General features: G+C 31.9%; 19 protein-coding genes. 1 reads left to right on the top strand and 18 read right to left on the bottom strand.

From position 1 onward, the window contains the following. Positions 1 to 7: 7 nt before the first annotated feature. Genes MARIT_RS00855 through MARIT_RS00810 form a run of 10 tightly spaced genes read right to left on the bottom strand, consistent with a single transcriptional unit; the run spans position 8 to position 12509 of the window. Positions 8 to 928 (bottom strand): sterol desaturase family protein, encoded by a 921-nt coding sequence (locus MARIT_RS00855; protein ID WP_024740339.1) that lies wholly within the window; start codon positions 926 to 928, stop codon positions 8 to 10. Between the two features lie 5 nt (positions 929 to 933). Then, entirely contained in the window at positions 934 to 1959 is a 1026-nt protein-coding gene (locus MARIT_RS00850) for an alpha/beta hydrolase (protein WP_051398809.1), read from the bottom strand. Positions 1960 to 1968: 9 nt separating this feature from the next. Beyond that, positions 1969 to 3063: a heparan-alpha-glucosaminide N-acetyltransferase domain-containing protein gene (locus MARIT_RS00845; RefSeq protein ID WP_024740341.1), complete on the bottom strand. Its 1095-nt coding sequence runs from the start codon at positions 3061 to 3063 to the stop codon at positions 1969 to 1971. Positions 3064 to 3068: 5 nt separating this feature from the next. Then, positions 3069 to 3650 (bottom strand): nitroreductase family protein, encoded by a 582-nt coding sequence (locus MARIT_RS00840; RefSeq protein WP_024740342.1) that lies wholly within the window; start codon positions 3648 to 3650, stop codon positions 3069 to 3071. A gap of 1 nt (position 3651) precedes the next feature. Beyond that, entirely contained in the window at positions 3652 to 5472 is a 1821-nt protein-coding gene (locus MARIT_RS00835; RefSeq protein ID WP_024740343.1) for an IucA/IucC family protein, read from the bottom strand. Positions 5473 to 5488: 16 nt separating this feature from the next. Beyond that, on the bottom strand, positions 5489 to 6064 hold the full coding sequence (locus MARIT_RS00830) for a GNAT family N-acetyltransferase (protein ID WP_024740344.1): 576 nt from the start codon (positions 6062 to 6064) through the stop codon (positions 5489 to 5491). A 1-nt stretch (position 6065) separates the two neighbouring features. Next, a complete protein-coding gene (locus MARIT_RS00825; RefSeq protein ID WP_100210521.1) occupies positions 6066 to 8483 on the bottom strand; it encodes a GNAT family N-acetyltransferase in 2418 nt (805 codons plus the stop codon). 5 nt (positions 8484 to 8488) lie between these two features. Further along, positions 8489 to 9664: an MFS transporter gene (locus MARIT_RS00820; RefSeq protein ID WP_024740346.1), complete on the bottom strand. Its 1176-nt coding sequence runs from the start codon at positions 9662 to 9664 to the stop codon at positions 8489 to 8491. A gap of 1 nt (position 9665) precedes the next feature. Then, on the bottom strand, positions 9666 to 10994 hold the full coding sequence (locus MARIT_RS00815; protein ID WP_100210520.1) for a lysine N(6)-hydroxylase/L-ornithine N(5)-oxygenase family protein: 1329 nt from the start codon (positions 10992 to 10994) through the stop codon (positions 9666 to 9668). Between the two features lie 6 nt (positions 10995 to 11000). After that, positions 11001 to 12509 (bottom strand): pyridoxal phosphate-dependent decarboxylase family protein, encoded by a 1509-nt coding sequence (locus MARIT_RS00810; RefSeq protein ID WP_024740348.1) that lies wholly within the window; start codon positions 12507 to 12509, stop codon positions 11001 to 11003. 145 nt (positions 12510 to 12654) lie between these two features. Between MARIT_RS00810 and MARIT_RS00805 the strand changes: the two genes are divergently transcribed. Beyond that, positions 12655 to 13179, top strand: coding sequence for a flavodoxin (locus MARIT_RS00805; protein WP_024740349.1), 525 nt, complete (start codon positions 12655 to 12657; stop codon positions 13177 to 13179). A 5-nt stretch (positions 13180 to 13184) separates the two neighbouring features. On the opposite strand, the gene MARIT_RS00800 is transcribed toward MARIT_RS00805, so the two are convergent. From MARIT_RS00800 to trmB, 8 genes are all read right to left on the bottom strand, one after another. Then, positions 13185 to 13517: a 2Fe-2S iron-sulfur cluster-binding family protein gene (locus MARIT_RS00800; RefSeq protein WP_024740350.1), complete on the bottom strand. Its 333-nt coding sequence runs from the start codon at positions 13515 to 13517 to the stop codon at positions 13185 to 13187. Beyond that, positions 13507 to 14430 (bottom strand): sterol desaturase family protein, encoded by a 924-nt coding sequence (locus MARIT_RS00795; protein ID WP_024740351.1) that lies wholly within the window; start codon positions 14428 to 14430, stop codon positions 13507 to 13509. Before MARIT_RS00795 ends, MARIT_RS00800 begins: the two co-directional genes overlap by 11 nt. 6 nt (positions 14431 to 14436) lie before the next feature. Beyond that, on the bottom strand, positions 14437 to 15492 hold the full coding sequence (locus MARIT_RS00790; protein ID WP_024740352.1) for an NAD(P)/FAD-dependent oxidoreductase: 1056 nt from the start codon (positions 15490 to 15492) through the stop codon (positions 14437 to 14439). A 109-nt stretch (positions 15493 to 15601) separates the two neighbouring features. Further along, the gene (locus MARIT_RS00785; RefSeq protein WP_024740353.1) at positions 15602 to 15838 is read right to left on the bottom strand and encodes a NifU family protein; all 237 of its coding nucleotides are present in this window, start codon (positions 15836 to 15838) and stop codon (positions 15602 to 15604) included. A 9-nt stretch (positions 15839 to 15847) separates the two neighbouring features. Then, positions 15848 to 16978 (bottom strand): Mrp/NBP35 family ATP-binding protein, encoded by a 1131-nt coding sequence (locus MARIT_RS00780; protein WP_024740354.1) that lies wholly within the window; start codon positions 16976 to 16978, stop codon positions 15848 to 15850. A 308-nt stretch (positions 16979 to 17286) separates the two neighbouring features. Continuing rightward, positions 17287 to 17625: an MGMT family protein gene (locus tag MARIT_RS00775; protein ID WP_100210519.1), complete on the bottom strand. Its 339-nt coding sequence runs from the start codon at positions 17623 to 17625 to the stop codon at positions 17287 to 17289. A gap of 3 nt (positions 17626 to 17628) precedes the next feature. Next, positions 17629 to 18243 carry a hypothetical protein gene (locus MARIT_RS00770; protein WP_100210518.1) on the bottom strand — a complete coding sequence of 205 codons (615 nt, stop codon included), beginning with the start codon at positions 18241 to 18243 and terminating at the stop codon, positions 17629 to 17631. A gap of 11 nt (positions 18244 to 18254) precedes the next feature. After that, positions 18255 to 18926, bottom strand: coding sequence for a tRNA (guanosine(46)-N7)-methyltransferase TrmB (trmB, locus tag MARIT_RS00765; RefSeq protein WP_024740357.1), 672 nt, complete (start codon positions 18924 to 18926; stop codon positions 18255 to 18257). Positions 18927 to 18941 lie beyond the last annotated feature (15 nt).

The following is an 18941-nucleotide window of genomic DNA, read 5'->3' as shown; positions in this document are numbered from 1 at the left end:
TCCTTATTTATTGGGTAATAGTTTTATTTCTATCCAGCCAAGCTTCTCTACGATATGCTCCTGCTCTTTTTCCTCCATCAATATGATTCCATCCTGGGGGCTTAAAAAGATATTTTATTTTTGCTGAAAATGTAGGAGCTGTTTTAACATCTACCCATAGTTCTTTCCATAATAAAAACTGTACGTCCCAGATGTTCTCACTATTTAATTTATCATGCATAATTCCATATAAAATCTCTTCATTATCTAATTCTTTTTGAAAAGTTTTAAAAATTCGATCCCATATACTAAACGTTTCTCCATAATTTCTATCTAAATAAATATGGTTTTTTGCATGATGAACTCTATGAACAGATGGGGTGATTAGTATTTTCTCTAACCATTTATTTCCTCCTAAAACCTTTTCATTTACATGAGTTAGCGTTGCATATAACCTAGCTATTGGCTCTATTACAAAAATCATAAATGGATGAAACCCTAAAATAGGTAACCAAATAAAATTAAAAGGAGTAAAAAAAACATCAAATATAGATCCTCTAGCAACTACTGTTAAATTCATATCTTCCGCAGTATGGTGAACTCCATGAATACACCATAAAACTCGAACTTTATGCCCTAAATAATGAATAAAAAACACTGTAAAATCATACAATATATAAGCAAGAACCCATATATACCACTCAAATCCAAGATTAAAAATGCGGTGCTCGTATAGCCAAAACATAGTTCCTACAATCATTATTTTCGACAATAAAAAATAAGGAATGCTCTGAATTAAGTAAGACACAATACTTACGACCCCTTCTTTTTTACTTTCTACAAAATTCGTAACAATTAATATGCCCCATTCAATAAGCATTAATACAAGCACTATTACGCTCATATGCTCTAGCTTTTTCATAAGAGATTCAATAAATAATATATCCATCTTTATTATTCTTTATAAAAATTATTTTTCAAAAAATCACATATCTGTGCCAATGCAGCCCTAGATGCCTCTGTATTTCTTAATTTATTTAATACAATAAAATCATGTATGGTTCCTCCATACCTAGTAGATATAACTGGAACTCTTGCTTCTCGCATCTTTTTTGCATATGCTTCTCCTTCATCTCTTAAAACATCATATTCAGCAGTAATCAATAATGTAGCAGGCAAACCTTTCAGTTCCTCTATACTGGCTCTTAACGGGGCTATTTTTCCTAAAGAATGTAATGCTTTATTTGGAGCATACACTTTCCAAAACCACTCCATCGTTGCTCTTGATAAGTAATGACCTTTAGAAAAACGCTCGTATGAACCTGTATTTAAATTAGTATCTGTTACTGGATATAATAACACCTGTCCTAAAAGATTAAGTTCTTTTCTTTCTTTGACTAGCATGGCTACTACAGTAGCCATGTTTCCTCCTGCACTATCTCCTGCTACTATAATTTTATCAGGGTTTAGTCCATATTTTCCTCCTTGCTTAGCTATAAAAGATGTTACCAAATAACCTTCTTCATTTGCTATCGGATAAGTAGCTTCTGGAGCTCTCGAATACTCAACAAAAACAACCGCTACCTTTGCTTTAAAAGCAATATCAGCCATTAATCTTTTATGAGTTTCAAAACTATTAAACACCCAACCTCCTCCATGAAAGTAAACAAGCGCTGGTAGCTTTCTTTTTGCTCCTTTAGGTTTTACAATAACAACGGCTACTTCATTCTTCTTCTTTTTGAAAACAGCCTTTTCAAAAGAAACCTTATCATATGTAATTGTAGTATCTTTTTGCATATATTCCATAGCTTCCCTTCCAAAATCTAAAGATAACTCTTGCAATGGAGGCCCTTTATAAGTATGTATCTCTTCTAAAAAACTTTGTACAACAGGATCTAATCCATAACTTCCTGCCAACTTCTCTTGCGCATGACTTTTTATTATTGATAATAAAAAAGCTACTATTAATAAACATCTCATTCTCATACTTTACGCGATAACTTTCTTGTTAGATTTTTTATAACCAATCATAAGCTCTACCTTTTCTTTTATCAAAAGAATCATAAAAGTTAATACCGTAATTCCTATGATAATAAGTAATAATTTTACCTGACTTTTTTCCTCTGAATAACCAAATAAAAGCACTCCCCAATACACTAGAACCCACTGTATCAAATAAAAAGAAGTAACGTTTTTACTAGAATAATAAAAAATAGAGAATATTTTATTGTGAGGTATTCGGATTACTAAAATATGCCCTAACCAAACTATAAGTAAGTTAATTCCCATTAAAATAATTGTTCCTCCAGGGCCTAGATGGTAGTAATCTCCAAAATGATATTGGTAATCATAGTAACATAAAAAACCTCCTAAAAGAATAAAGCCAATACTAAAAGGCAATATTTTATCAAACATGAAACGAATATCATTCCCTTTTTCTTGGTACCACATTCCAAAAAATAATCCTATTAAAATAAACGACATCCAAGGAAATACGGGAAAATAAACATTATAAGAATTCCCCCACAACAAATCACATATATAATCTACCCCTACAATACCAAATCTAAAACCACTTAACCCTTTTGATAAACCAATAATTAACATTGCTAAAATAAGTGCCGCATATTTATTTTTAATGAACTTGATTATAATTCCCATTATGATTAGTGAAAAACCTGCTAACTGTAATATATCTCCAAGTAATGTATAAAACACCAAATTATAAGGATCTCCTAAGGTCAATAATCCACTCCCTTCAATAAAAGCCTTAGGAAAACCGCCTAAAAACACAATAGGAATCACAAATCTGAAGATATTTAGTAAATACCCTTTTGATAAAACACTGATTCCTCTTTTAAAAATCTTCTGCATACTTAACCTACTAGAAAACACAAATGATAGCCCCATGACTACCAAAAACATAGGCGTTCCTTTTTCTAAAACTTGTGCAACTTTTCCTAATAAAGTATGCTTCCATGTATCCATTGTAGCATACACGATCATGGCATGTACTGGAATCATTAATAGCACACTAACTCCTCTTACAAAATCTATTGATTTTATTCTGTTATTTGCTTTCATTCTTCTTATTCTTTAAAGTCCCAACTTAATTTTTTGGATAATGGTTTTCTTCTACGGTTTGGACTGGGTATTCCTTCTTTTAAATATCCCATATAAAATATTCCTAAAAACTTTTCTCCCTCTTCTAGCTGTATTTGCTTCCCATAGCTCATGGTAGCTTCAGCAGTATCCCAATAGCCTCCTATATTTAAAGCAGTACAGCTTAACCACATATTTTGCACCGCGCTTGATATTGCCGCTATTTCTTCCCATTCAGGCAGTTGGGCACGCTTACTAGGCTGAAATATTAATGCTAATAATGTTGCATTTTTAGCATATTCTTTAGTTTCTTCATAACGTTCATTCGAAAATTCCTCTTCATCATACAAGGCTCTATAATATTCAGCCATATGACGTCCTAAATCTTCTTGGTGCTTCCCTTCCAACACTACGAAACGCCATGGCTGGGTTAATTTATGTGTAGGCGCCCATAAAGCATTAGTTATCAAACTTTCTAAAATAGTTTTATCTATTTTTTTGTTTGAAAAATCATATGCATATGTCGTTTTTCGATCACGTATGATTTTAGTTATAATTTCAAAACTCATTTTAAACTTTTTGTATTACTGCTTCTAAAACTTTCTCCTTCTTTTTAAACTTAGCTAATGGATTTTTAAGAGTTCCTACTAATTTTAAACTCTCTATAGGAGCTGTTAAATCTAACATTTGCTTTGTGTTTTGCAATTGTAGTCGGTTTAAGCAACAGCGATCAAATTCTTCAACAAACAAATCATATCGTTCATATTGATGATTAAATTCAGGGTGTTCTTTCTGATACTCATAAATACACTCTGAAACCAATTCCCAAAAAGCATATTCTGAAAAACCAGCATAGCTCTCTAATTGTGGCCCCATAAATCGGAAAAAGCAATCAAAAACATCTGTAAAAATTGACAAAACCTTCATTTTATCAGATGTTTTCGTATATAATCTATCAGCGTGTTCTGGCAAATACATGTCATCATTGAATACAATTACCTCTTCTGTAATATCTTTCATTAATGAATATACTGGAGTATTTTCCTCTAATACTAAAATTAAATTTTCTCCATGCGGCATGAATACAAACTCGTATTTATAAAAGCAGTGAAGCAATGGAGCTAAATAAGCCTTTAAATAACGTTGCACCCAAATAGTTGCGTCATAAGGAGATTTTTCAATTAATGACGCTAATAATGAGTTATTTGAATAATCAATATGCAACAAAGCAGCCATTGATATAACGCGTTGATTTGAATTGATTTTGGTAAAAGGGCTTTCTCTCCATAATGCGGAAAGCATTTTATTATATGGGTTCGTTTTTCCTAATACTTCGTAGTAATGATTGCGATATCCAACCGTAGCTATTTCCCCTAACATTGTAAAGCCATTATCCTGTAAATAACTATCTTTCGCCAACAAATCAGTGATCCATTTTGTTATGTAAGGAGTACTTTGCATATAATATGGAGAAAGTCCGCGAACAAACCCCATATTTAAAATTGACAATGCTGTTTTAGTATATAATTTTTTAGGTTCTGATACATTAAATAAGGTACGAATAGATTGTTGTGCTGAGAAATCATCGTCACTTTCTCCTAGCATTACTATATTCTGCTGCGCTATATCTGCTCCAAAAACATGCACTATTCTATTTTTCCATTGCCAAGGATGTACGGGCATACATACGTAATCTTTCCAAGAAAGCCCCCTATCTGTTAGCTCTTTTTTAAACATTTTTATCCTTTCCTCTCCCAACTCACTTACTAATAATTTTTCGTACTCATATCCTTGTATAGCTGTGTAGTTTGCATATTTTTTATGACCTGCTATCCATAAAACTTTAAAAGGAACGTTAGCTTCTGGCGAGTATTTATGATAGTCATCTATATTAAATCCTATTCTACCATTGTTTGCTACAAAACAAGGATGCCCTTCCGTAAGTGCATGCTCTATTTCTTGAAAGTTTTTCTCCGTTAATTCAATTGCTGTAAACTTTTCATTTGCATACTTGAATGCTGCTCCAGAAAGTGTGCTTGTTATTTCTTCTAAATAAGTTCCTAAAAATGTATCTGAAATTCCTAATGTATTTTTAAACTCAACAATAAATTGCAATGCATCTACTTTTTCTTCTTCAGAATATCTATTTATTTTAGATATACTTTTAGCGTCTATATGCCAATGATCTAATAAAAACTTTTTAGCTTTAAAGTGATACGTGGACTCGCCATTATCTGAAGTTATTTCATACAGACTCCAATTATTTTTCTTATGAACAAGCTCAGGAGCTAATATGAGTTCATGAGAAAATTCACTAATTGCTTTTTTCACTAATAATTGGTTTATAATTTTCCAGATATTAGGTTGTAAATGAGTGATATTATTTAGCATCGTTTTTAACTTATTTTTATAGCTTTTTCAAAGCTTCTTCGTAATTTTCCCTTGTACAAAATGCCAAGGCTGCCTTTTTTTGTGGTAATTCTATTTCTTTTTCATATATAAATCCTGCTTTTTTATTCAATACATGGATTTTTTTATTGTTTACATCTGGTTCAACAATTATTCTATTCACTTTTGGCATGCTAAAAAAATAGGTTATTATCGTTGAAAATATATGCCATGTAAATTGCGGAATTCTTTTTTGACTTGGAGCTACTAAAACATGCATTCCGTAATCGTTTTCTTGTGCATCATAATATTCAGCTATAATATCTTCAGAAGCCTTATAGCACTCCATTAAAAAAATAGATTGGCCATTTAACACCCCCATGTAAGCATTATGATATGCTTGTTTTTCTATTTCTTCATACTCTAAATAAACCTCTTTCTCTGTTTTATTTAACATCCCCCAATATTTTGCATAAGGTTGAGTGACCCAGTTGTGCAATGTTTTTATATCTGAATTTAATTCAATAGGTCGAATGCTTATTTCTCCAAGCATTGCTATCTTTCTGGTAAATATTTTTTGATCTATAGCATGCATATTATATTTCTTTCTTTTTGAAAACTTCTATAGGATTTTTTAATTTCCCAACAAATTGTAATAATGCTACTGGGTCATCTAAATCAATCATTTGTTTGTGATTATTCAACTGTAATCTATTCAAACATGAAAGCTTAAAGTCAGCAGCAAACAAATCGTATTGCTCAAATTTCTTAGCAAGTTTAGGAAACTGAGATTGGTATGCATGAATATTTTCGGCTACTAATTTCCAAAAACGCTCTGCATCATAGCTCATATGCTCTTCTAAAATAGCGGTCAAAAATCTAAAGAAACCATCAAAAATATCTGTGAAGATTGACAATAATTTCACATCCTCTGGTACTGAAGCATACATTCTTTTTAAGTCTTCTGGTAACTCAACTTCTTTATTTAAAATACACGCCTCTTCTGTAATATCTTTTAATAAAATATATTCTGGAGCATTATCTTCAAACACCATAATAATATTTTCGCCGTGTGGCATAAACACTAAATCGTAGTAATAAAAACAATGTAATAATGGACTTAAATATGCGTTTAAATATTTACGTAGCCAATGGTCTATTGAAATACCTGAATCTTTAATAATTTCTGGTAGCAAAGCATTTCCATGATGATCTATATGCAATAGCGCAGCCATTGTTAATGGTTTTTCATTTTCTTTAACTGCTGAATAAGGGCTTTCTCTCCATAAAGATGCTAACATCTTATTGTAATCATTATGAACACCGAATTCTTCAAAGTATGGATTTACATAACTAACTGATCCTATTTCACTCAGCATCCTAAATCCATTTTTTTTGATATAGGGATCATTATATAGTAAGTTTTCTAGCCAAACAGCCATCTTTGGAGCCGTTCCTAAATAATATAATGGTAATCCTCTCATAAAACCCATATTCAATATAGATAAAGCCGACTTGGTATAAAACTTTTTTCGATTAGTTATATTAAATAATGTTCTTATAGATTGCTGTGCTAAATACTGATCTGCTCCATACCCTAAACAAACTAAGTTTCCTTTTGCTATCTCTGAAGCAAAAATGGTTGCCAACTTATTGAACCATTGCCAAGGATGAATTGGCAAGAATAAGTACTCTTCTGGGTCCAACCCCTTTTCTACTAATAAACTATTAAACTCCTGTATAGTAACAGCATCTAACTCTTCACGGATCAGTTTTTCATAAGGCAATGCTTCTATTGCTGAAAACGTCGTTCTTGATTTATGTCCTGCTAACCATAATAAAGAAAAAGAGTTTCCTGCCTCTGGTGCATATGACCGATAATCACTGCTATCAAAACCAATTCTTCCATTATTGGCTACAAATCCTGGATGTCCTTCCGTCATTGATTGCTCTATTGTCTGAAAATCAGCAGAAGCCAATTCCTTTACAATAGGGTTCCCTTTGAATATTTTGAATACACTACCATGAAGTGTACTGATAATTTCTTCTAAATAGACAGGCATTTTTTCATTAGTAATGCCTAATTTTTTTTGAAACTCTTTGATAAAGTAAATAGCATCTACCTCATCTAGTTTTTCGTCAACAAATTTCTTAATGGAATTCTCTTCTATTAGCAAATGATTTAATGCTAAAGGCTTTGCTTTAAATTCATAATATATATTTTTATCATCTGCTTGTATGCTATAAAAACGATACCCTCTTTCTAATTCTTTAACGACACGAGGTGTTATTAATAATTCATGAGAAAATTCACACAATGCCTTTTTTACCAGCAAAATATTTGCTTTTTTCCAAATTTCAGGCTGTATATGTTGAATTGATTGTTGCGGAGAAACAATATTATCTAAGGTATTCATCGTATTTCTTTTTAAAAATGAAGAAAATTTCATTTTTTCGTTGTAATTTGTTTTTATTAAAAATGCTAACTGCGCCGTTTTATGAGGTAACTCTATCACTTTAGATAGTTGAAAGCCTATACGTTCACATAAAGCAAACATTTTTTTATTTCGAATATCTGGTTCTACTAATATTCGTTCTATTTTTGGATTTTCAAAAACAAAATCCATAATTGAACGGAACATAAACCAAGTAAAATTTGGTATTTTCTCCTTTCTAGGAGGTGCTACAATAATATGTATCCCTATATCAGATACTTTAGAATCGTAAAAATTATTTATAAGATCCTTTTGCGGATTATACCTTTCTAATACAAAGGCCGGTTCGTTATGAAACATTCCTACAAAAACGTCATAGCCTTCAGGCTCTAAAAGTTTCGAGTACTCTTCTTGAACCTCTTGAAGAGTTGCATTTTCCATTCCCCAAAAGACGGCATAGTCTTTAGTTACCCATTTCTGCAAAAAAATACTATCTTCTACTACTTGAAATGGTCTGATAGTGATTTCTCCAAAGTCTGTATATTTTCTTGAGAAAATAATTGTTTCTTCTACTAGCATATATTTTAATATTTAACAAGTCGTTTGTGTAAGTTTCTGACTGATTTAAACACAAAAAAGTATAGTAATATCGTTATTAAAAAACCTAGTAATCCAATGATAAAAGGCATTTGTAATCCAAAGACATCTACAATAATACCCACATTTAAAGACGCTAATAGTACTCCAAAATTTTGAAAGAAATGTATTTTACTATAATCTACAGAATAGGCTTCTGGGGTACTCAATTCGAATAATAAGATATCAAATTTCACCACTCCTTGAAAAATTGCCCAACCATAAATAATTCTTCCTAAAATAACGGTTATATCATAAGGTATTCCTTGTAAAGAAAGTCCTATTAAACCAATAAATAAGGCATTTATAATTCCTTGATATCCTACCGTTTTTTTTCTATTATTAACCCATAAAGCTATTAAAGCGACAAAACCTGGGATGGCATAAATTATTCCTGAAACTAATTTACTTTTATACTCAGAAAAACTCTCCCAATACATTGAAAAAAAAGGTCTGATTAAAAAATCACTGAAATATAAAATCAATGTGATTAAGCCTAACTTTAAAATAACTCCATTAGGCATTAAATTATTTTTAACATTTTTAGATTCTTCAGAAAGAATTAAATTGGTAGCATATTTTTTACTTTTTAATAAATAAGCACTCATTGTCATTTGAATAAAATCACCTGCTGCCATAATTAAAAAAATGCTACTCGGGTTAATATAGTCAACAGTTACCCCTCCTATTACAGCTCCTAAAATACCTCCTAAATGAACTACAACCGACAACAAACCAATAGTACTTGGTTGCTCTTTCTTCGTTATTATTTTTAGAATATATGGGTACACCAATAAGTAACTCCCTTTAAAAATTACCATTATCAATGACACTATCCAAAAATTAACATACGAGCTAGTACAATAACAGTACAATGCCAAAACACCCGCCACTGCTTGAGTATATACTAAAATATTAAGCTCAGATATCTTTCTTGAAATATATGCCCAAAAAGGAAAAGCAATCATTACCATAAAACAAATTGCTGCAAAATAATAGCCTATCGTTTTAGGGTCAGTTATGCCAAAACGGATCTCAAAAAATTGTGGATAAAATGGGTGCAATAAGTAATCACTTATAACAGCAACCAAAGTCATCAGTATCAAAAATGTTTTCAGCTTCATTTTATGCAAAAGCATTTAATTTGATTTCCTCTTCTTCAGTTACTTCAAATTGTTGGAAAGCTATCCTTTTCTCTATTGGATAATGCTCTACTCCTGTTATCTCCTTAATGATATATGAATTTCTGTAGGCAACCATTCCTAAATCAGGCGTTACAAAGCCATGAGTATGCAACTCTGCGTTTTGTACAAAAATTTCATTATTGCCCTTATCAATACTGTAATTTCTCTGAACGTCAAACCTATTTTGATCATCCCATCGGATTCTATTTGAAATTCCTTTTAAAAACTCAGGCAACTCGTAATGATACCCTGTAGCCAATACCAAACCTTTTGTGGCTACCTTAAAGTATTTATCCTGTTCTATTTGATGCAATTCTAAATGGATCGTATCATCATTATGCAGTTGTGCCTCTTTCAACTCTGTATTCGTACGTAATGAAACTTTTAAAGGTTCTTTAGAAACTACTCTTTTCGCATATAATGCATCATGAATCGCACCTATTAAATCTTGATTGATACCTTTATATAAATGTTTTTGATTTTTTATTAAATCATCCCTTTTCTTAGCAGGTAAATTATAAAAATAATCTACATATTCTGGGGAAGTCATTTCCAGTGTTAGCTTAGAGTATTCAAGAGGAAAGAAACGAGGAGAACGTGTGATCCAATTTAATTGGTACTCTTTTTCTTCTAGATCTTGTAATAAATCAAAGAATATTTCAGCAGCGCTTTGTCCACTACCCAAAATAGTGATCTCTTCTTTCTGCTGTAGCTCTTTTTTATGATCTAGGTATTGAGAAGAATGAACTGCTTTTCCTTTTAATTTTTTACAACACTCAGGTATATATGGATGTGTACCTGTACCTAATATTATTTTTTTAGCTTTATATACTTTTACCTTTTCCGTTTTAGTACAAACACTAGTTACTATATAAAGTTCTTCTTTTACTTCATAAGCTATATGTGTAACTTCCGTGTTAAAATACACATTAGGTAGTTTTTCAATTGCCCATTGACAATAGTGATTATATTCATTTCTTAGTAACAAAAAGTTTTCTCTTATGTAAAAAGAGTACATTCTTCCTTGCTCTTTTATGTAGTTTAAAAAACTAAACGGACTCGTAGGATCTGCTAAAGTAACTAAATCGGCCATAAATGGAACCTGCAAAGTTGTATCTTCGAGCAACATTCCTGGGTGCCAATTAAATTTTTCTTGTTTATCTAAAAATATTCCTGTTACTTCTTTAATCGGCGCTGTTAAACAAGCCAATCCTAGATTAAAAGGCCCCACCCCAATGGCTATAAAATCTACTACTGTATTTTCTTTCATGATATGTTAATTTGTAATGCTATATTGTTCTCCTGTTGATTTTATCATTTCTAAAATATTTAGGAGATTATTTATTGTGTTCTTAGGATTTAATAAAGTAAATTTCAAATAGATATTCCCATTTAACTTCGTACTAGCTATAGAGGCACTTCCTGCCTTATACAGTGTATTTTTAATGTGTAAATTAATAGCATCATGAACAATACCCTCCTCAATACCAGTATGTTTATATCTAAAAACAACAGTGCTTAGTTCTGGAACATGAGCTGCTTCTAATTCGCTATCAACATGAATAGCTTCATAAACTTTTACTGCCAAATGATGTACCTCCTCTAAGTAGCTTACTATTGTTTTAGTACCCAGTGTTTTTAATGTTAACCAAACTTTTAAAGCATCGAACCTACGGGTTGTTTGAATTGATTTCTCAATTAAATTAGGACGCTCGGTATCCTTATTTTCAATAGGGTTCAAGTAATCCGCATAATAAGACACGTATTGAAAGTTTTTTTTATTTTTTGCTAGAAAGGCACTACAGCTAACAGGTTGGAATAGCGTTTTATGAAAATCAATTGTTATAGAATCTGCCTCTTCAACTCCTTCAAAAAGTTCTTTGTGTGTATCTGTCAAAACATAACAACCTCCATAAGCACCATCAACATGCAACCACATTTTTTGTTCTTTTGCTATCTTGTTGATTGTTTTTATTGGGTCAAAACTTCCGTAGTCTGTGGTTCCCAAAGTTGCTATAACTGCAATCGGAATATTGCCATCTTGCTTTGTTTTTTCTATGGCTAGTACTAATTCATTTACATTCATTCGCATCTTGCTATCAACTTTTATAGGAATCACGGCATCATATCCCATGCCTAATAAAGCTGCATTTTTTTTAATGCTAAAATGTGCTTTTTCAGAACAAAAAATTCTAAACTTACTAATTTCTGGAGACCAGCCGTTTTGCTTTATATTTATTCCAAATTTCTCAAAGGCATAATTATCACGAGCCATTAATAATCCCATAAAATTTGATTGCGTGCCTCCACTTGTAAATATTCCATCTGCATCTTGAGTAAATTTAAATTCATTACAAATCCAACGAATGACCTCTTCTTCTATAAAAGTAGCTGAAGTACTTTGGTCCCAAGTCTCAACAGCAGTATTTATTGTTGTTGAAATCATTTCTGCAACGATAGAAGGTAATGTGATAGGACAATTTAAATGTGCTACATAATTAGGGTTATGGAAAGCTATTGCATTTTTTATATACAATTCATTTAACTCTTCTAAAGCTTTATCAATAGGTTGTTCTCTATCTATATGATCAAGTTTAGCGCTTTGTCTATCATTTCTTATTTGTTCAATTTTATCTCCTTGATAAAATTTTCTCTTAGACAAGAACTGCTGAATATATCCTAAAGTTTTTAGTGTATATTCTTCATATAATTTAGCTGATTCATCGTTAAATAAATAGTTATTTAACGATAACTCTCTGAGTGAAAGGGCTTCCTTAAGAATCATTTATTTTTATTTAATCTTAATAATGTTATATTGCAAAAGTATATCTCCTTGTTTTTAAAAAATGACGTGATTGGAAATAAAAATGACGCAAAACAGAAATCAGGATGAGATTAACGCTTAATTAACATAGTTTACAAATAAAGAAATGTCAAAAAAAATAGGTTTAATATACGGTTCAGATACAGGAATAACGGAAGAAATCACCCACGCTATCGTCGATTATTGGGATGTATGCGAGCTTGAAGTTATTGATGTACAAAACGCTAAAAAAGAAGACTTTACTAACCACAACATTCTTTTTATAGGTTTATCTACATGGTATGATGGGGATTTACAAAGTGACTGGGAGCTTTATTTCGAAGAGTTCAAAACGATTGACTTTACAAATAAGATAATCGCTTTTTTTGGACTAGGAGATCAATATGGTTATGGGGAGTATTTTATTGATGGAGTTGGAATACTAGCCAAAGTTGTTTTAAAAAATGGAGGAAAAATAGTTGGGCTGTGGCCTACCGAAGGTTATGATTTCTCAGCATCTAAAGCTCTTTATAATGAAACTCTTTTTTATGGACTAGCAATTGATGAAGATAACGAACCTGAATTAACCAAGAGTAGGTTAACTACATGGCTTGCCTCTCTGAAAAAGGAATTAATACCTTATTTAAATTAATAATATTAACTTTCAGGAGCTAATTGTACTTCTAACCCATTCATTTCTGGAGTTATTTGTATTTGGCAACCCAAACGACTATTATCTTCTACATAAAAAGCTTCTGCCAACATCATATCTTCATCAACTCCCATTTCTGGAAGTTGGTGATCTGATATGACGTAGCATTGGCATGAGGCACACATTGCCATGCCTCCACATATACCTATAGTTCCTTCGGGAGCTAATTCATATGAACGAACAACCTCCATTAAATTCATTGCCATATCAGTAGGAGCTACAATATCATGTGTAACTCCATCTCTATCTGTTATTTTTATATTGATATCAACCGACATTTTCTCTTTCTTTTAATTTAGTTCTCAATGTTTTTGATCGTTTATCTTCTCCATCATGACTCCACCCTGGGGCATTAAAAATATAGTTTAACTTGTCGCTCCATTTCTCTGCACGCAATACATCTTTAATAATTGCTTGGTATTCATGAGTTGCCACTTTTATGGGATTATAAGTTTCTATATTTACAGTAAGCCCATATATTGGCTTATCAAGTGCTTTTAACTCTTCAGAAAAAGTTCCAAAAATTCTATCCCAAATAATCAAAACCCCCGCATGATTGCAATCCAAGTAACGAATATTAGACGCATGGTGAACTCTGTGATGTGAAGGCGTATTGAATACATACTCAACAAATCTTGGCAGTTTATCTACCATCTCAGTATGTACCCAAAATTGATAAATTAAACTCACTCCCATCATGGTAAAAATCATTAGTGGGTCAAAGCCTAATAAAGGAATCCATAGCCAAAAGAAAAACTTATGAATGCGCTCACCAACTCCTTGTCTTAAAGCTGTTCCAAAATTCATTTTTACGGAAGAATGATGAGGAATATGACCTGCCCAAAATAACCTCACTTGATGGTTCAATCTATGGAACCAATAATAAGAAAAATCATCTGCAAAAAATAATAAAACCCAAGCCCACCATTGCCTTCCTATAACGTCTTTTAATGGGCTAGCTTCATACAGATAAAAAAAGGCTATAAATGCTACTATTTTAGGAATAAATTCAATAACAGCTGAAAAAATCATCATTAGTAACGACACGAAGGTATCTTTACCATAATATAAATCTAAATGATGTTTACGATCTACAATTACTTCCAATACAATGGCAATAAAGAATATGGGCAACGCTACAATCGCTAAATTATCTTTTGCTAACTCTTGTATGTAGTATTGTATGGTCATTGTATATTATTGAATTGCCTTTACAACCGCTTTTGGTGCTTCTTTTTTCGTACCATCAAACCCTTCTACTCCCCCAACTGTAGTATATTTCATTACATACTTTTTATCTGGAAAAATACGTTGAAATGCACTTTGACACATTAAAGTTGCCTCATGAAAACCGCATAAAATTAATTTTAATTTACCGGGATAAGTATTTACATCTCCTATTGCATATATCCCTGGAACATTGGTTTGATAATCAAGTGCATTATTAACCTTAATAGCGTTCTTTTCTATTTCTAGCCCCCAATTTGCAATGGGGCCTAGCTTAGGAGATAATCCAAATAATGGAATAAAGTGATCTACCTCTAACGTATATTCCTCTCTACCTTTTTCTGCAATTACTACTCCTGAAACGTACTCTTCTCCTATAATTCCTTTTACTTCTGCCGGAGTTATTAAATTTATTTTTCCTAAGTTTTTCAACTCCTGAACTCTATCTACACTATCTAAAGCTCCTCTAAATTCATTTCTACGGTGCACCAAAGTAACTGATTTAGCTACGTCTGTTAAGAAAATTGACCAATCTAATGCAGAGTCTCCTCCTCCAGCAATTACGATATTTTTATTTCTATATAATTCTGGTTCTCGAATCATATACTCAACCCCCCTATCTTCATAACTTGTAATATTTGGAATTGGTGGTTTTCTTGGTTCAAAACTACCTAGCCCACCAGCAATAGCCACTACTGGGGCATGATGCTTTGTACCTTTATTGGTTGTTACTATAAAAGAACCATCGTCTTGCTTCTCAATAGTATCAGCTCGTTCTCCCAGAGTAAATCCCGGTTCAAATTGCTTAATTTGTTCCAATAAATTTTTTGTCAAATCTCCAGCTAAAATTTCTGGATATGCCGGAATATCATAAATAGGCTTCTTTGGATATATTTCTGAACATTGCCCTCCTGGCTGTGGCAATGCATCTATTAAATGGCATTTTAATTTTAATAGGCCTGCTTCAAAAACAGTAAACAACCCCGTTGGTCCTGCTCCTATGATTAATATATCTGTTTTTATCATTTTGATAAAATATAATGTTTTTACTCGTTTCCTTTAATATAAAGACTTTTTCTAACTCTTTAACGAATTAAATAAAATGCTCAATTTTTTAACCCTAATTCAAAATAGTTTATGCTACATTAATAACTTCTTCTATCTCTGGAGCGTATTTTTTAATTGTTGCTTCTACCCCATTTTTTAAAGTCATTTGATTTACAGAACACCCGCTACAAGCTCCTTCTAACCGTACCTTTACTTTATTGTTTTCAATAGATAATAAAGTTATATCTCCACCATCACTTACTAAAAACGGACGGATTTCTTCTAATGCTCTCTCTACATTATTTTGTATTTCTTGTGTCGTCATAATCGTTACTTATTTTGTGCTACAACCACTCATTGTTGTTATTCGTACAACTTCTGTGGGTGGTAAGTTTGCATTTCTTTTTAATAATTGTGAAACCATTTCTTTAGTTACGTTTGCAAAAGCGGTTTCTAAAGGAGTCTTTTCTTGCAGAGCAACAGGGCGTCCAACATCTCCTGCCTCACGAATACTTTGTACTAATGGGATTTCTCCTAAGAATTCTGTGTGAATATCTTCTGCTAAGTTTTTTGCTCCATCCTTTCCAAAGATATAATATTTATTGTCAGGTAATTCTTCTGGAGTAAAATATGCCATATTCTCTACAATTCCTAATACAGGAACGTTAATACTTTCTTGTTGAAACATAGCTACTCCTTTTTTAGCATCTGCTAATGCTATATTTTGGGGCGTACTTACTACCATCGCTCCATTTATTGGTAATGCTTGAACAATTGATAAATGTACATCTCCAGTACCTGGAGGTAAATCTATCAATAAGAAATCTAGCTCCCCCCAATCAGCATCAAAGATTAATTGGTTTAATGCTTTTGAAGCCATTGGTCCGCGCCAAATTACCGCTTGATCTGGATTCGTAAAAAAACCTAATGATAATAATTTAACTCCATAATTTTCTACAGGCTTCATTTTTGAACGCCCTTCTACTTTTACAGACAATGGTCGTTCTTTTTCTACATCAAACATAATATGTTGAGAAGGTCCGTAAACATCTGCATCTAAAACTCCTACTTTAAACCCCATCTTAGCTAATGAAATTGCCGTATTTGCAGTAATAGTAGATTTACCTACTCCTCCCTTTCCTGAAGCTATTGCTATAATATTTTGAATATTAGGGATTTCTTTCCCTCTTATTTGATTTGGAGTCTCTTTAGTAGCAACCTCTACTTTTACATTTACCTTTACCTCAAGCTGCTCATTTATATGCTTATGGATTGCTTTAATAATTTCTACCTCCACCTTCTTTTTAGCCTGTAAGGTCGGGTTATTAATTGTTACATCTACAATTATCTCATCTCCAAATGCTACTACATTCGTTATATTTTCATTTTCCACCAAACTCTTACCTTCTCCTGGTGCAGTAATTGTTTCTAATGCTTTATATATATCTTGTTTCTTAAAACTCATACGTTATTTCATATTAGATTATGCGCAATTGGAATTTTATTTATTCTTTATACCTCTCAAAACTGCGCTTTTATTGATTAAAAATATATGTTCAACTTCAATAATATTTAAGAGGAGTATTTTTTGATTAAGATTAATTCTAGACTACAAAGATACATTTTAGACCTCAGAAAATAAAGTGATTAAATTGCCAATTTTAACGCTCTAATAAATCCTTATAAACAACAAGGAAAACGTATTTACAACGACCATAAAAGCGGTTAATTCATCCTATAAAAATCATACAACTTAAAGTATTTTATGATTCTCTACAACAACTCTTCACTTGGGTTCCAAAACACTTCTTCAAAGTTTTGAATTTGATTATCAATAACCTCAATACCTTCACTTTCTAATAATTGCTGCATTAAATTCGTTCCTTCAAAATGATGCTTTCCTGTAAGTAATCCTTTCCGATTAACAACTCTGTGCGCTGGTACTTCTTCTTTGTGATTTCCTGAATTATTCATTGCCCACCCTACCATTCTTGCGGAGCGAACTGCTCCTAAGTACTTAGCAATAGCTCCATAACTAGTTACCCTTCCATAAGGAATCAACCTTGCTATTTTATATACACGCTCAAAAAAATTATCTGTTTCTTTTTCCATTAGCTAGTAAGAATATAATTTAATCATAGAGTAAATTGCTACAACTCCTGTAATAATTCCAATTACTAAGTTAAAGTACTTTGTATAATGTAGCAACCTACCTCCTATTTTTTTAGTTAGAAAAAGGTAGCTGTATAATACTGCAAAAGTTCCTAAAACAGTTCCTAAACCAAACATAGTAGTACAAATAATTCCAGACGTTGCCCAACCATACATTATAAAAGAAGAATGAAGAATGGCAAAAAAGGGAATGGAAAACATATTTATCGAGGATAAAAAAGCGCCAAAAATAAATCCGTTTTTAATTGATTTTACTTGTGATGGTTCTTTAACAGCCAACCCTTTACAGATAAACACAATAGAAAGTATGAGGAAAATAGCAGTCCCAAGACTTTGAATCTTGACAATCAATGAAGGATATTTGCCTATAAGTTCAGAAAGCTTTATTGCCAAAAAAACTTGAAACAAAACGATAAAAGAAACTCCTTTTATAAATTGCCTTGCTACTCTTTTATTGTTCTCTACATAAATTTTACTTGCAGTAATATTTAACATACTTGGAGGAGTATAACCTATATATGAGGTTACGAATCCTAAAACCAAATGAGACAAAATCATTTTTAGAGTTTTTAATACTTTACTCTAAATTTGACGTATGTTATTGGCTTTCCTTTCTCTAAATATTGTTTTTCGTAAAAAGTTTGTGTTTCAGTTACCTCTTTCGGAGCTCCCTCATTTTTATATACATTATGGTTTGCATGTATAATTTCATGCCCTTCTCCATGAAGTAAACCTAACGTGTAACCATGCATAAACTCACTGTCTGTTTTTAAATTAACAATACCATCTTCCTTTAAGATATAATGGTATTTCTTTAAAAACTCACTATTTGTCATTCTGTGCTTGGTACGCTTATATTTTATTTGAGGATCTGGAAAGGTTATCCATATTTCATCTACCTCATTTTCTGCAAAAATATGATTAACGAGTTCAATTTGAGTTCTAATAAATGCTACGTTATCCATTTTGTTTTCAATGGCTGTTTTAGCACCTCTCCAAAAACGAGCTCCTTTAATATCAATCCCTATAAAATTCTTATTTGGATTCTTTTCTGCCAACGCAATAGTGTACTCTCCTTTACCGCAACCCAACTCTAAAACAATAGGGTTATCATTTTTAAAAAAGGTACTCCATTTCCCCTTATACAAGAAGTTTCCTTCTGCCTCTTCTCTCGTAGGTTGAATTACATTGGCAAACGTTTCATTTTCTTTGAAACGTTTTAGTTTATTTTTGCTTCCCAAAGTATCTTCTAAAAA

Origin of the sequence: Tenacibaculum maritimum NCIMB 2154 (assembly GCF_900119795.1) — a bacterium.
Classification (GTDB): Bacteria; Bacteroidota; Bacteroidia; order Flavobacteriales; family Flavobacteriaceae; genus Polaribacter; species Polaribacter maritimus.
This window is presented reverse-complemented; position numbering and strand designations above follow the sequence as displayed.